This is a genomic window from Robiginitalea rubriflava (assembly GCF_052540725.1).
The window spans coordinates 2,708,929-2,723,114 of the sequence record NZ_CP199309.1 but is presented as its reverse complement, the minus strand read 5'-3'; the positions used below and the strand labels follow the sequence as shown (position 1 = coordinate 2,723,114).

Here is a 14,186-nt window from a genome sequence, read left to right as displayed (position 1 = left end):
TTTGCTATTTTTTATTTACCAATGTTAATGTGAATGTAGGTGCGGATTTCCCATTCCGTACCGAAATCAAAGCCTACCGGGCTGATGATGGAGTCATCGGCAAACTCTTCTGCTGCATTGGGCGCGTATCGGTTCGAAAACTCATTCAGCGAACGCCAGGTTCCTCGAATCCCTATTTGCGTATTGGGCAATATAAACCAGTCTGGTTTCCCCAGAGTAGTAGACAGATCCAGCATTAACTGAACCGGAAAAGTCAGGTTAAAATCCCTGTGATAGTCAAAGGGACCCCAGTCATTTATCTTGAATGAATGCTGTAATTTCATATTCTTATAAAGCATTCTGATGTCTCCTCCTACCCTCTCGATAACGCGTTCATCGCTACCACGGGCCTGATCATTTCCAAAATAGAGGTTGGCTATCAGGCCAAATTCTGAATTGATTTTAGAAACAATGCGCGCATGGGTTTCCCAAAGATCTTTGGCCGGTACTGCGTTCGGAAAGGCGAACAAGGTACGGTTGCCCAGGAAACCGATTGCGGCGTCCATGGATGTGGGTAAATGTCGGAATACAAAGCCCGCGCTGACAGCCAGCTTGGCGTCTTCTGCCCGGTCATTATCCCATTCATACATCCAGGTTCCCGGGGTTGGATCCCAGGTTAGCAGTAATTCTCCGGCAACCATTTCCCGGTTAGCACGTACCACAAAAGGATCATCAAGGATATTTCTTAGCCTTCCGGGACCCTGCACGTCATTCGGCATCGGTCCTACAATGGGCTTCTGCCATAAGAAGTTGGGCGCAATCTGAACATTTCCAATAGTATATGTAAATCCGGAAAGGAAATTGGTTTGGTTACCGCTTCCACTATCTTTCAGGCGCCAGCCGGTAAAGGTGCGCGTTTGGTCTGCTCCTCCGCCAGCTACCAGGCCCTGTACAGCTCCCTGGGCATACCAATTAAACTTACCACCTGCATACTCGATTTTAGCTTTTGCTCCCCAATTGTCTTCGTCATTAACTTCATCGGTAAATACGATATACTTGGAAGCTGCATCCGGGTTGTCAGGGTCGTAAGAAGGGTTGTCTTCTGCGATCTGAAAGCGCCGCCCGTTTAGTGGCTGACCACCCCAGATACCTCCCAATTCAATATTGAAATCTCCTATTTCGCGTTCTACATGAATGGTAGCCCTCCGGGTACGGGGCATAGGCACCGCCAGGGAGGAAACAATGGTCCCGAAATTATCGATGTCTTCATGGAAAACTCCGGTAACCCCGAATTTCCCAAGCATGGTGTGGTATTTCACCAGCACAGCAGGGTTGGCCCCCCACCACAACTGCGGTCCGAAAGCTGCCTTCAGTCCCTTGAGGGCTCGTTTTCCGTCTACTTCAAAACCAGAAATTTCACCATTATAGATATCCAGGTTTGGGCCGTAATTAGCCTCCGGGTACAAACCGAAGAAATCTCCCTCATACCCCCAGTGGTAGTGTCCGGTACGGTAAAAGCCACGCAGTTCAAAATCCCTGGCATTCCAGTTATAGGAAGCGCTGTAAACCTGAACGCGGTTATTGTCGTTTATAAGCACATCGCCCTGATTGGTCTCAACAGTAATGGGCCTGCCCCTGTTTTCATAAAAGATTTCATCTATGGGATTGGTCGCTACATTCCCAAGAATGTTGAAAGTAGCCTCTGCCCGCATGTTAGCAGAAGGATTTCCCTCAAACCCTATAAAATAAGATTGCATGTGGTCAAAGCCCAATTGATTTGGATAAGTGGTATCATCCGGGTCCGGGTTATCCGGGGTGGTAAGCAGGCTTCCACCTGTATTGTAGGTAGTGAAACGGGCCTCCATCCGGCTTACGCGCAGCTTACTGCTGCTTTCCCCGGCCAGGGCCGCTTTGTCCCCCCTTGCCTGCAATACCGCTTCGGTAAGGTCTATATTGCTGAAGTAGTTTTCAACGAATTCGGCAGTAACTCCTTCTGCATAAGGATCCAGCATATGCGCTTCTTTTAAGGCGTAATAGGCCGCCCTTGGGTAGAGTTCATATAACCCTCTGTTATCCGTCTGTCCTTTTGCACAGATCCCGAACCATTCCTCGTTCATGTTATTGGAGCCGGGAGCCAGGTCAATGGCATACCCCCCATTGGTCCAGGAAGCATTGTTATCATGTACATCGGCATTCTTACGATCGTCAAAACCGTATTTCCACCAGCCATCACTAAATTGAAAGGTAAAGCCACCTATAGAGTTTTGGGCTTTTCCCAAGCCTGCTGCATTGGCATAAATCTCTTTCCAGTTGCCAACCATATAATAGGCCTGAGCTTTCTGGTCTTCCTGATTTTTGATGGCATTATACGCATCGGCGCCGAATTCTGTAAACATCAGGGGCATGTCCAGTTTTTCCTTGACCACATCGAACATATCGGTAAAGGAAACCCCGCGGTAGGTGTTGGTCCCATAGATATCCACATCTTTACATTCCTCAGCCACAATATCTATAAAGAGAACATCCCCGTTACATATGGCTACAGGATGCGCAGTGTCCAGGCTTTTCATGAGCTTGGCAGCCTCGTTCATCAATCGGTACATAGGGCGACCCCGGTTTTCTCCTATAAAGGCCTTTTCCTGTTCGTCATCAGGGAAATCTTCAGTCTCAGCTCCCTGCCAGAACAAGCCGTAGTTATTTTCATTACCAAGCAAATACAATAAAAGGCCGGGCGTATTTTGGTATTCCCGGGCCAGCTGCTCTACCTCAGATAAAAGGAATTGCTGGGTTTTAGGGTCGGAATAATCCGTAATGGGTGTCCAGACACCATCCAGGGTAAGGCCATAGCGGCCGAAGGAATGGTTCAACATGGTGTAGATCCCGTAGTTCTCGTAAATATACCTGATCCAACGGGCCGGAACGCCTGTATACTGGCGTATCACATTTACGTTCATGTTCCTTAGCAGCGACATTTCGTGATCCAGTCCGGCTTTAATAATGTCATCCGGTTTTTTCCAGAATTCTGCATTAACGGTATTGGTGCCAATTGGAATGTAATCCCAGTTCATCCCGTTGATCATAAAGTCTTCCCCATTGACCACCAGTTTCATCCCTTCATCGGACTTGACAACTTCTACCTGGGCCCTCTGGGAAAATACCGTAGAGGTGAAAGCTAGCAGCAATAAGCTGAGAATAGTGTTCTTCATGTTATTCCTTATTTATTTGATTTAAGCCGGAGTATTTCCAACCTGAACGGAATCCGGTTCTGTACGCGAAGCTTGTTTTGTCATTTTCAGTTTCCTAATATACTGTTAAATATTATAGCATTCGTAATTTTTAACTCAACAAAATATATACAACACAATATTTTGGTTTGTTTTTTGCCGATTAAACAAATTTATCGATGAATGACACGGTATAAGGGTTTAACCGCTCGGAAAGCGGGAAACAAAAATAATTTGTATAGGTAATGTTGTGCTTTTGTCTAACCTTTAAGAAGGCCTATAATTTTAAAATGTAATTGACGAGATTCTCATCATGGGAAAGATTCATCTTTTTGCGCAGGCGATAGCGCTTAATCTCCACGCTTCGAACCGAAATATTGAATAAAGGTGCCATCTCCTTGGAGGAGAGGTTTAATCTGAGGTAGGCACATAAGCGAATGTCATTCGGGCTAAGGTTTGGATGTCGTTTCTCGAGTTTTTTTAAAAACTTTCTATCGGTCTGGTTAAAAGCATCCTTAAAAAGTTCCCAGTCATCGTTCTGATTCAGGTTCCGGTCAATCCCCCGAATGATTGACTCAACATTTTTCGAAGATTCTTTAAGGGATCTGAGTTCATTCTTGATTTGCATCAGTAATTCATTCTTCCGTACTACCATAAGGGTAGTGGCTGCTAATTTCTGACTCTTTTTCACTACATCCTTGCGGAGCTTCGCATTACTTGCCTCTAACTTTTCCTTTTCACGCCGGACCATTTGCAGCTCCTGCTCCCTATTGATAATCTCGCTGGTTTTCTTTTGCCCAAATCGGTTAAATGCCCTGTAAGCTAAATAAATAATAAACAGACCCAGTACTAACCCAAACCCATATAAAAGGAATTTTGAGTCAGGAAAAGTGATGGTAATAAAGTGAGGATTATTTAGATGAAATAGAATCATTCGCAAAAACGTATTCTCTTAAAGGTCAGCATTGCGGTTAAAGTTAAAACATTATTCGGTGATCTTTTAAGTATTAGCTTTACAAGTTGGTTTTTAAGTAACGCAGCCCCATCTACTCTTTTAATCCATACTTACTACTAAAATATTCGGATAATTTTATAAAAAAGTAGGGTATTTGGACGTTAAGTTGTTATAGATGCGATTAGTTAAACCCAAAAATTATTACTTATACTATGAAACCTTTTAAAATCAGCACTTTATTACTTGCAGTAGTTGGCCTTTTGGTAAGCTGCTCCAAAGATGACACCGATGGCAATGGCTTATTGCGCGTGAGCGCCAGGGCCAGTGTTAACGAAAATTCCACTAACCTGTCCGCTAAATCCGTAAACACTGATGTTACGGTAACCGATTTTCGTATGAACCTTAAGGAATTTGAATTGGAAATCGAAGAATCCGAGTACGATGAAAATGAAATGATGGACGATTCGGAATCCTGGAATGACGATGGATACTATGACTTTGAAGACGAGATCGAACTGGAGGGTCCTTTTGAGCTGGATTTACTACAGGGGGAGATTTCTTTTATTACAACGGAGGTGCCCAATGGCGCTTTTGAAGAACTGGAGTTTAAATTTGATGAAAGCGACGACCCTACAAGTGATCTGTTCGGGAAATCGGTTTTGATTCAGGGAACTGTTAATGACATCCCTTTTATCTTCTGGCATAATTTTGAGGATGAAGTGGAAGTAGATTTTGAAGATCCGCAATTCGATATCGTTGTCCGCGATAATACAAATGGGATTACAATCGACTTTGACCTTTCTAAAATCTTCGACGTGGTCTCAGGTGTGGATCTTGCACAGGCTGTGGACGGCAATGAGAACGGGACGATCGAAATCAGCCCGGACGATGCCGACGGCAATGGGGATATCGCCCAACTGATCCGGGAACGGATTAAGACAGCAATTGACCTGCTGGATGATTAAGATTTAATCTTAGGTATTTAAAAACAAAGGCTTCCCGCTCAGTGCAGGAAGCCTTTTTACTTTTCAGGATACTTTAGCCTATTGCCCGGTGTTCTGTTTCACGACTGGCTTTGCGCTTGCTGGATTTTAAGTTTTAGTTTGACCGTTAGCTGGTCGTTGACTTTTATAAGCCCCATCACTTTTGAAGGTGGCTCCAAGTTAAAGTCACTGAAACATACATTCAGGTCTCCTTCAATACAGAGGCTACTGCTCTGATCACAGAAAACAAGGGTTTCATAGTTGCGGCGCTGGCCTGCCAGGGTAACCGATATTCCTACCCTGTAGGTATTCAGGTTATCGGTTGGCTTCTCTACATAGAGTAACTCCAGCACCACTTCAGGGTATAGGTCTGCTTTGAGTAACACCTGGAAATCACGGTTTATGGCACTACCTCCACAATCAAAACAATTACTTGACAGTTCAAGGCGGGTATCGCGGAAAGTGTAGCGGTTGGCACCCTCTTCGTAGTAAACGCTCAATGGGCTGTCCAGTTCCGTAACGCTGTAACGACAATGGAACGTATTGACATTTGTGCTGCCCGATATGACCATTTCGCTATCCGATGCGATATAAACGTGTGTTTCTCTCAAAGGAGTATCGAAAGATGTGGCCAGCAGAAGTAAAAAGCTGAGTAAAAAGAAATTGAAACTACGAAATGGTATCCTATTCATGTCTGATAAATCTAATGGTTACGTATCAAACCCGGAAATCCGTTTGAGATTTCCGGGTTTGCTGTCTGCAAAATTCCCCTAGAAACTGATGACAGCTTCAAACAGTACGCCTTTGAATTCACCCTCATTGAAAATACTGGTAGTATCAAATCCGTCGTATTGCTGGTTAACATATTCAAGCTTGGCAAGGATGTTCCTTGTAAGGAAGGCTCCTATACCCAATTGTGTACGATCTATTGTGATATCTGCACCAGAAGCATCGTCTCCGGTTACGGTATTATAGCGGCCTCCGATATAGAAGTTCTCATTATTTCCGAATCGGTAGATAAGCTCCCCGGCAAACTGGTTTACTGTCCTGTCGCTGGTTTCAGCTGTCGCCTTTCCTTTGGCGCTTTCAATGGTTCCGAAGAACTCAAGGCCTTTGTACTTCACAAAAGGGTTGATCATAAAGGAAGTGATCTCGTTGCGCATTCCGGGATCGTAACGCCCGCTGCGGAAATTACTTACCGGAGAAGCCTCGGTATTCTCCATAACCAGATAGTAACGGGAACCGGTACGGTCTGCACTGTAGAGGTATACCCTTCGGGATTCCCCTGTAGTGTATAGCGATCCCGTCAGGCGTACCCTCAGATCCGTATTGAGTTGTTTATCGTATCCGAGTTTGGCCAGGAAGGAAGCCTTGGTGGTTCCGGGGTTACTTACCGCCTGGTTTAATTTCCCGTTGGAAAGTCCGAGCATCCCTATAAACCCGTTGTTGCGGTAATACACTTCCCCTCCTACTTCAGTAGTGAACGCATCCATGATAAGGTTCCCGACAAAAGGGTTATAGATGGTCTGGGAGTTGTCGCTTCGCCTGAAATGAGCATCCCCATAGTTGTTCTCCATATGACCGATTTTAACGGTCAGGTGCTTCATGGCATTTTCCATAAAACCGGGGCTTAACCAGTCCAGTTTGTCTATCTGGATATACCCTCCTTTAACATAGGGTTCTGGGTGGTGCCTGGAAGACAGATACGTTCTGAGGTGCATGCGTACCCCGTCTGCCAGCACTACGTCCAGGTCCAGGTTGGCGGTAGCCAGGTTAAAGTTATCGCCAATCTCAATGAGTTCCAGTTCATCGCCGGAAGCCCCGTGGGAGTTTTCATGGTCTACGGCCTGAAATTGCAGGGTGGATGAACCCCCTACCCGTACTTGCAGTCCATCAAAGGTAGTTACGCTATCTTTTGGTGCTTCAAAAACGTGTATTCCTCTTTTATCTGGCAGTCTGTAGTTGTCAAGGTCACGGCTTTGGGCAAAGACCGTAAAGCCCGATATGAATAAGCTGAGCAATAATGCATTTTTTAAAAGTGTTTTCATGTTTCTATGTATTAAGTATTTATGTATCCCTATTTAGTCCAGACGGTGTTGAAATGCACTTCAACTGCGTCTCCTGTTTTAATGGTACCCAAAAGTGCCTTTGGAGGTTCAATCTTATATGTTGTCATTTTTAATGGTTTTATGCCTTCTATCTTGAGCTCCTCCCCCAGGGAAAGGGTGAAAGAAACATTTGTTTTGCATGTGGTACCGGCTATCGTAAGGTTGGCCATGGCCTTGACTTTATACCGGTCAGATGCCGAAATAATGGGCTGAATGTCTGTCACTTCTAACATCTTAAAAGAAATATTCGGATACTTTTCTGTATTAAGGGCGTTGTAGGTGTTCTTGTCCATTCCCCCCTTGCCACTTTTAAGGCTTTCAGCCAGTACCTGGAACTCCAGTTTGTCTATTACCGGAATTTCTTCTTCGGTATTTACGATCAGGATTCCTGAGGTTTGTTCGGCTATTATTTCCCAATCATGAAGTGTTGATGTTCCGGTAACGGTTACTACTCCTTTTTGAGTAAGCGGTTTGAATTCCTGTGATATAATTGTTATTGGAAGTGCAAAAAGCAGTAATGCTATGAAAAGATTTCGGGCTATTTTATTTTGATAATTTGCTTTTGAAAACATGTCATTTCGTGTTATTGTCAGGACAAAGTTCTCAATGAAACTACTCAAGGAAGATGATAATTATCATTAATTATTTCAATTCTGAATACGGGTTTTACAATTCGCTCATAATAAGCACAATACGTTGATTACTAATATTTTATGATTTTATTTTAATACTACAGGAGTAATACACCCCCAAATATTTCGATAGGAATACTTCCTGAAGGCGTGCCGCTTTTTCACTTGAGAATGGTGTATATATTAAGGTATAGGTTCTTCGTATTAATCCATGATTTATATCATAAAATCCCCCTGGGCAAGCCCGTAATTTTACAACTGATTTGTATCTAACAGCACACAAATAATAAACCCAATGAAAACACTTACAGAAAAACATCTGAGCGTATATACCTTCGGGGATAAAAAGGCCGATGGCAATCGGGAAATGAAGAACCTGCTGGGTGGCAAAGGAGCCAACCTCGCGGAAATGAGTCGTATCGGGATTCCAGTACCCCCTGGTTTTACCATCACTACTGAAGTTTGTACTCAATATAACCAAGAGGGCAAAGACGCGGTAATCAAGCGCATCGAGAACGAAGTGCGCAATGCCATTGAGCAGATAGAGCAAACCATGGGAACAGTATTCGGAGATGATGATAACCCACTGCTGCTTTCAGTGCGTTCCGGTGCCCGGGTATCCATGCCGGGGATGATGGACACGGTCTTAAACCTGGGGCTCAATGACCAATCCATTAAAGGGGTAATAGCCAAAACCAAAAACGAACGCTTTGCCTGGGACTCCTACAGGCGTTTTATACAAATGTACAGCGGGGTGGTCCTGGGACTCAAACCCGAGTCTAAGGAAGATCTGGACCCCTTTGAAGAAATCATTGACCATCTCAAAGAAAAAAGGGGCATAGCCCTGGATACGGAATTTACCGTACAGGACCTGCAGGACCTGGTTTACGACTTTAAGGATATTGTCCTGAAGCGGAGTGGGAAACCATTCCCCTCAGATCCCTGGGAACAGCTATGGGGTTCCATCCTGGCTGTTTTTGACAGCTGGAACGGGGACCGGGCCGTCTATTATCGCAAGATCAACGGCTATCCCGAAGACTGGGGAACTGCCGTAAATGTACAGGCCATGGTTTTTGGTAATATGGGAACCGATTCGGGTACGGGCGTTTGCTTTACCCGGGATGCAGGAACCGGGGAAAACAAATTCAACGGGGAGTACCTGATCAACGCACAGGGGGAAGATGTGGTTGCCGGGGTACGTACCCCTCAGCAAATAACGCTGCTGGGTTCCAAGCGCTGGGCCGAGCTGGCACTGGTTGAGGAAGAAGACCGCAAAGAAAACTATCCCTCCCTTGAGGAGTTGATGCCGAAGATCTACGACGAGTTATTCGAATACCAGCGCAAGCTGGAAATACATTACCTGGATATGCAGGACATGGAATTTACCATCCAGCAGGGGAAACTCTGGATACTGCAGACCCGGAATGGCAAACGAACCGGGGCTGCCATGGTAAAAATCGCCATGGACCTGTTGGAAGAAGGCTTGATTGACGATAAAACAGCCCTCAGGCGTATCGATCCGGTTAAACTGGACGAATTACTGCACCCCATCTTTGACCCCGAGGCTTTGAAAGAAGCAGAGGTCATTGCCCAGGGGCTTCCTGCCTCCCCGGGTGCCGCCACCGGCCAAATCGTATTCTTTGCGGATGAGGCCGGGAAATTCAAGAACAGTATCCTGGTACGGGTCGAGACCTCACCTGAAGACCTGGAAGGGATGAACATCGCCCGGGGAATTGTAACCGCCCGTGGCGGGATGACCTCTCACGCGGCCGTGGTTGCCCGGGGTATGGGGAAGTGCTGTGTTTCCGGGGCCGGGGCCTTGAAAATTGATTATAAGCAACGCGTCCTGCGGGTAGACGGACACGAATACCACGAAGGTGACTGGATTTCCATCAATGGCTCTACCGGAAATATCCTGGAAGGAAAAGTAGCTACCAAAGAACCCGAACTGAGCGGAGAATTCGCAGAATTGATGGAGCTGGCCGACACCTTCTCCCAAATGGAGGTTCGGGCCAATGCAGATACACCCAAAGACGCAGAAATGGCACGGAATTTCGGGGCAACCGGAATTGGCCTTGCCCGGACAGAGCATATGTTCTTTGCCGTGGATCGCATTAAAGTGATGCGGGAAATGATCCTGGCCACTACCGTGAAGGGACGCAAACAGGCTTTAAAGGAACTCCTGCCCATGCAGCGTTCTGATTTTGAAGGGCTGTTCCGCGCCATGAAAGGGCATCCGGTGACCATTCGCCTGCTGGACCCTCCCCTGCATGAATTTGTCCCTCACCAGCTGGCCACCCAGAAAGAGCTGGCCGAAGACCTGCACATTTCCCTGGCTGCCGTTAAAAGCAAGGTGGCCGAGCTGGAGGAATTTAACCCCATGCTGGGTCACAGGGGATGCCGCCTGGGAAATACCTATCCGGAGATCACAGAAATGCAGGCAAGGGCCATCCTTGAGGCTGCCTTAAACCTAAAGCAAAAAGAAGGGATTGAAACCCATCCGGAAATTATGGTGCCGCTGGTCGGAACGGTAGAGGAATTTATCCAGCAAAAGGACATCATTGAAAAAACGGCTGAAGAGGTATTTAAAAGACGTAAGACGAAAATACCTTTCTCCATCGGGACCATGATGGAAACCCCCAGGGGAACCCTGGTAGCCGATGCCATTGCCGAGCAGGCCGATTTCTTTTCCTTCGGAACCAATGACCTTACCCAGATGACTTTCGGGTACTCCCGTGACGATGCCGGTAAGTTCCTTCCAATCTACCTGCAAAAAGGCATACTCAAGGCGGACCCCTTTGAAGTGCTGGACCAGGAAGGCGTAGGCCAATTGGTACAATTAGGAATCAATAAAGGAAGAAAGGCACATCCCGGACTAAAAGTGGGGATTTGCGGGGAACACGGAGGAGAACCCAGCTCCATCGGATTTTTCCATAAAACAGGGATGAATTATATAAGCTGCTCCCCTTTCCGGGTACCCATAGCCCGGGTAGCGGCAGCACAGGCAGCCCTGCAAGACCCAAGGTAAATACCAGCCCGCTTTTCAGAAATCCCCCCAGGCAACTTGTTTGGGGGGATTTTTATTGATTAAAACTTTATCCTGTACTATTTCTAGGGCATTTCACCTACTTTTGCAGGCAGATCGATGACCCTAAATGATTGAATTTTTCCAGAAAAAACGATTCCTTGTAGATTACCTGGGCGGCCTGGTGGACATACATAACCACATCCTGCCGGGGATTGATGACGGGGCCAAGAATATTGAGGAGTCCCTTGGCCTGATCGAGGCTTTCGGGGAAATCGGGATCACCCGCTTTATTGCCACCCCGCATATCATGCACGGGATGTATCCCAACACTCCTGAAACCATTGCCGCAGCCCACGATGAGCTGGTATCAGCCCTAATGGCGCGTGATATGAAGGATATCCGGGTAGAACGGGCAGCTGAACATATGATAGACCAGCGCTTTTCTGAAATCATGGTAGAAGGCGGCTTTGTGCCGCTGCATCAGTCCTATATGCTGGTTGAGACTTCTTACCTGCAAAAACCCTTTAACTTCAAGGAAGCCATCCTGAACATAGCCAGCCGGCGTATGCAGCCCATTCTGGCCCACCCGGAACGCTACCCCTATTTTTCGAGCAAGTCCAAGACCTATGAACGCTACCGGGCCCAGGGGATCCGTTTTCAATGCAACCTCTTGTCTTTTGGAGGTTATTACGGAACGAATATCCAGAAAAAAGCGCTGGAAATGCTGGAGGATGAAACCGTGGATTTTGTGGGTTCAGACGTGCATAACCTCAAGCACCTGCGCGCGCTGAAACAAATCCAGCTACCTGAAAAGATTATTCAGAAACTGATTCCCGTAATCAGCCGTACGGTAGAGACTTTTTACTAATAAAAAGGTAATTTAAGCGGCCCCGAACTTCCACCAGGGCTTTTTAGTACTTCCGTAACCATAGCCATATTTCCCACCGTAACCCAGTTTGGAGGCAGCTACATTGTTTACCACGAAGGAAAGGTTTTTGATCTTGCCATCTTTAAGTAACTTAAGAGGGAAGGACAGCACTTTGTTCTCTGTAGATTCGGCTTTAGTGACATAGAGGATTTGATCCGCGTGGTTGGCAATCAATTGGGTATCGGCCACAACCAGCAAGGGAGCCGAGTCTACAATAATATAATCATAGATTTTTGAGGCCTCTTCGAAAAACTCTCCCAACCGGTCTTTTAAAAGGAGTTCGGCAGGGTTGGGCGGTACTTTTCCGGAATATACAATATCCATCTCAGCCCCGTTTAAGGGCACTGATTCTATAATTTCTTTTAGGGCAACGGTGCTATCGAACAGGTATTCCGTAAGGCCCATCCCTCTTCCACTATTCTCAATTTTTTTATTGTTTGCAGCCGAGTTTTCCCTGCTGATAAAGCGGAATAATTTCGGGTTCCGGATATCTGCACCTACCAACAGGGCCTTTTTTCCAGAATTAAGTAACGTTAAGGCCAAATTTGAAGACAAGAAAGTCTTTCCTTCCCCCCGGTACGCTGGAGGTAACCAAAATGACATTTCCGCTTATCCTTTTTAGACTTGGACCGCAGCATATAATCCAGGTTGGTCTGCAGGATTCTGATAGATTCGGCCAGGACGGAGCGGTCTTCTTTGCGTACCAACAGGCTTTCTTTTGAATTTACCTTTGGTAATTCTGCCAGGACCGGGATGTCCCCGACAATCTTCTCCAAAGCTACCTTATTATGCACTTTGTCATCTAAAAGATCATTCAAATATATCAATCCAAAAGGAATGATAAGACCGAAAAAAATAGCTATTAAATAGCTCTGTGATTTAACGGGATATACAGGTGCGCTAGACCTGCTGTAAGCCCAATCAATTACTTTTGAAGGAGGATCAGATGATGCAAAGGCAATTTGTGCCTCTTCTCGTTTTTCGTATAAATATAAATATAATGCCTCAGTTACGTCTCTTTTTCTATTAATATCACGCAGTGCTCGTTCTTCTTCTGGTGCGGAATAAATCTGATAATTTATTCGGGATTGTTGTTGGCTTAAGTTATTTACTCTTAATTCTAAATTATCAATCAAATTTTTCAGACTTGAAACAAGTCCTTGCTTCAATATATTTAATTCTCTATCTAGATTTGCAACAACAGGATTTTTTTCATTAGAGCTTTCCATAAGCCCATTACGTCTTGCGACTAATTGATTCCAACTAATTGCCGTCGCATTTATTGTTGGGTCTGCTGGAATTAGATTTGATGGTAAAATGTTAAAACCTTCTTGAGCTTCCACCCTATTAAGCATAGATTTTGCACCATTCAGCTGTAAGCTGAGGTTTTGCAATTCTTGTCGATTTGCTACGCCCAAGCTTAGATTCATAGAAGATTGAGACTCTATGTTGGTTATTCCTCGTTCTGTTTTGTATTCTTGTTGAGATTCATCGACTTGGGAAAGGTTTCGATAAATTTCTGTCACTCGCGCATCTATAAAATTGGATGTTTTATCGGCACTTTCCTTATAATCAGCAATTGCATTACTATTATAAACCTGAATTAGTGTATTAATGATCTGCTTTGCTTTCTCCTGAATTCTGTCCTGTAAATAAATTTCCAAGATAGTAGAAGACTGGTTAATAGGTTTTATTAAAATTCGATCTCTATATGAATCAGCCACCGGTATTGGAGAGCTAATATTAACCCTAAATGATTTTCCAATAGCATTACCAATGGTTTTATTATTTGGAGTTAACACAAGTTCTCCTGCGGGTGTAGGTATCCGATTTCCAAAAGTATAAATACTTTTTTCCGAATCTTTAGTTAAACTGTAACTAAAAGAAGCATCCGAATTAATGGTAATCCAAAATCCAAAAGGAGCTTTTTTATTCAATGAATCACTACCAATAAAATTAAAGTCGAAAGGGGGAGAAAAATAAATTTCAGATTCTAAAATATCACCTTGCGCAAAAATTTGTGTGTTCAAATTAAGTGTTCTTACAACCTCTAAAAAATTGGACCGAGATTTTATCACCTCAATTTCATCCTGAACCGGGTTTTCTGAGTTTTGATTTATTCCTAAATCGGAAAGAACTGCTATTCCAGGTGAATTTTCATTTTGTTGAATTTTGATTCGAGCCTGTGCTGCATACTGAGGGATGGTATATCTATTGTTTAGAAAAGCTAAGGAGCAGGTTATGATCAATGCTATTACGAACCAATACCAGCGTTTTGTATAGATTTTAATGTATTCTCCGATATCAATGTTCTTGAAAGAAAAACCATCAATTTTATTATTTTTCATT

Annotated in this window: 10 protein-coding genes; 3 read left to right on the top strand and 7 right to left on the bottom strand. The window is 44.8% G+C overall.

The window, feature by feature from the left end:
* Positions 1–11: 11 nt before the first annotated feature.
* Both ACT6NU_RS12340 and ACT6NU_RS12335 read right to left on the bottom strand, forming a co-directional pair.
* A complete protein-coding gene (locus ACT6NU_RS12340) occupies positions 12–3,185 on the bottom strand; it encodes a glycoside hydrolase family 2 TIM barrel-domain containing protein (protein WP_445381975.1) in 3,174 nt (1,057 codons plus the stop codon).
* Between the two features lie 295 nt (positions 3,186–3,480).
* Positions 3,481–4,137 (bottom strand): helix-turn-helix transcriptional regulator, encoded by a 657-nt coding sequence (locus ACT6NU_RS12335; protein ID WP_445381974.1) that lies wholly within the window; start codon positions 4,135–4,137, stop codon positions 3,481–3,483.
* A gap of 233 nt (positions 4,138–4,370) precedes the next feature.
* Between ACT6NU_RS12335 and ACT6NU_RS12330 the strand changes: the two genes are divergently transcribed.
* Positions 4,371–5,123 (top strand): hypothetical protein, encoded by a 753-nt coding sequence (locus tag ACT6NU_RS12330; protein WP_445381973.1) that lies wholly within the window; start codon positions 4,371–4,373, stop codon positions 5,121–5,123.
* Between the two features lie 98 nt (positions 5,124–5,221).
* Here ACT6NU_RS12330 and ACT6NU_RS12325 read toward each other — a convergent pair whose 3' ends face one another.
* The 3 genes from ACT6NU_RS12325 to ACT6NU_RS12315 all read right to left on the bottom strand — a co-directional run bounded on the left by ACT6NU_RS12325 (position 5,222) and on the right by ACT6NU_RS12315 (position 7,821).
* On the bottom strand, positions 5,222–5,833 hold the full coding sequence (locus ACT6NU_RS12325; protein ID WP_445381972.1) for a hypothetical protein: 612 nt from the start codon (positions 5,831–5,833) through the stop codon (positions 5,222–5,224).
* A 78-nt stretch (positions 5,834–5,911) separates the two neighbouring features.
* Positions 5,912–7,189 (bottom strand): hypothetical protein, encoded by a 1,278-nt coding sequence (locus ACT6NU_RS12320; RefSeq protein ID WP_445381971.1) that lies wholly within the window; start codon positions 7,187–7,189, stop codon positions 5,912–5,914.
* A 29-nt stretch (positions 7,190–7,218) separates the two neighbouring features.
* Positions 7,219–7,821: a YceI family protein gene (locus ACT6NU_RS12315; RefSeq protein WP_445381970.1), complete on the bottom strand. Its 603-nt coding sequence runs from the start codon at positions 7,819–7,821 to the stop codon at positions 7,219–7,221.
* Between the two features lie 355 nt (positions 7,822–8,176).
* On the opposite strand from ACT6NU_RS12315, the gene ppdK reads away from it, so the two are divergent.
* Both ppdK and ACT6NU_RS12305 read left to right on the top strand, forming a co-directional pair.
* Positions 8,177–10,909 (top strand): pyruvate, phosphate dikinase, encoded by a 2,733-nt coding sequence (gene ppdK / locus ACT6NU_RS12310; RefSeq protein ID WP_445381969.1) that lies wholly within the window; start codon positions 8,177–8,179, stop codon positions 10,907–10,909.
* 127 nt (positions 10,910–11,036) lie between these two features.
* Positions 11,037–11,777 (top strand): tyrosine-protein phosphatase, encoded by a 741-nt coding sequence (locus ACT6NU_RS12305; protein WP_445381968.1) that lies wholly within the window; start codon positions 11,037–11,039, stop codon positions 11,775–11,777.
* A gap of 12 nt (positions 11,778–11,789) precedes the next feature.
* Here the strand turns inward: ACT6NU_RS12305 and ACT6NU_RS12300 are convergent, their stop codons facing one another.
* Positions 11,790–12,440 carry a tyrosine-protein kinase family protein gene (locus ACT6NU_RS12300; protein WP_445381967.1) on the bottom strand — a complete coding sequence of 217 codons (651 nt, stop codon included), beginning with the start codon at positions 12,438–12,440 and terminating at the stop codon, positions 11,790–11,792.
* The gene (locus ACT6NU_RS12295; RefSeq protein WP_445381966.1) at positions 12,371–14,185 is read right to left on the bottom strand and encodes a GumC family protein; all 1,815 of its coding nucleotides are present in this window, start codon (positions 14,183–14,185) and stop codon (positions 12,371–12,373) included. The genes ACT6NU_RS12300 and ACT6NU_RS12295 overlap by 70 nt, the downstream gene beginning before the upstream one ends.
* Position 14,186 lies beyond the last annotated feature (1 nt).

Bases quoted from the DNA above. Each gene is read 5' to 3' on its own strand.
- ACT6NU_RS12340 (WP_445381975.1), bottom strand. From the start codon at position 3,185: ATGAAGAACACTATTCTCAGCTTATTGCTGCTAGCTTTCACCTCTACG.
- ACT6NU_RS12335 (WP_445381974.1), bottom strand. From the start codon at position 4,137: ATGATTCTATTTCATCTAAATAATCCTCACTTTATTACCATCACTTTT.
- ACT6NU_RS12330 (WP_445381973.1), top strand. From the start codon at position 4,371: ATGAAACCTTTTAAAATCAGCACTTTATTACTTGCAGTAGTTGGCCTT.
- ACT6NU_RS12325 (WP_445381972.1), bottom strand. From the start codon at position 5,833: ATGAATAGGATACCATTTCGTAGTTTCAATTTCTTTTTACTCAGCTTT.
- ACT6NU_RS12320 (WP_445381971.1), bottom strand. From the start codon at position 7,189: ATGAAAACACTTTTAAAAAATGCATTATTGCTCAGCTTATTCATATCG.
- ACT6NU_RS12315 (WP_445381970.1), bottom strand. From the start codon at position 7,821: ATGTTTTCAAAAGCAAATTATCAAAATAAAATAGCCCGAAATCTTTTC.
- ppdK (WP_445381969.1), top strand. From the start codon at position 8,177: ATGAAAACACTTACAGAAAAACATCTGAGCGTATATACCTTCGGGGAT.
- ACT6NU_RS12305 (WP_445381968.1), top strand. From the start codon at position 11,037: ATGATTGAATTTTTCCAGAAAAAACGATTCCTTGTAGATTACCTGGGC.
- ACT6NU_RS12300 (WP_445381967.1), bottom strand. From the start codon at position 12,440: ATGTCATTTTGGTTACCTCCAGCGTACCGGGGGGAAGGAAAGACTTTC.
- ACT6NU_RS12295 (WP_445381966.1), bottom strand. From the start codon at position 14,185: ATGAAAAATAATAAAATTGATGGTTTTTCTTTCAAGAACATTGATATC.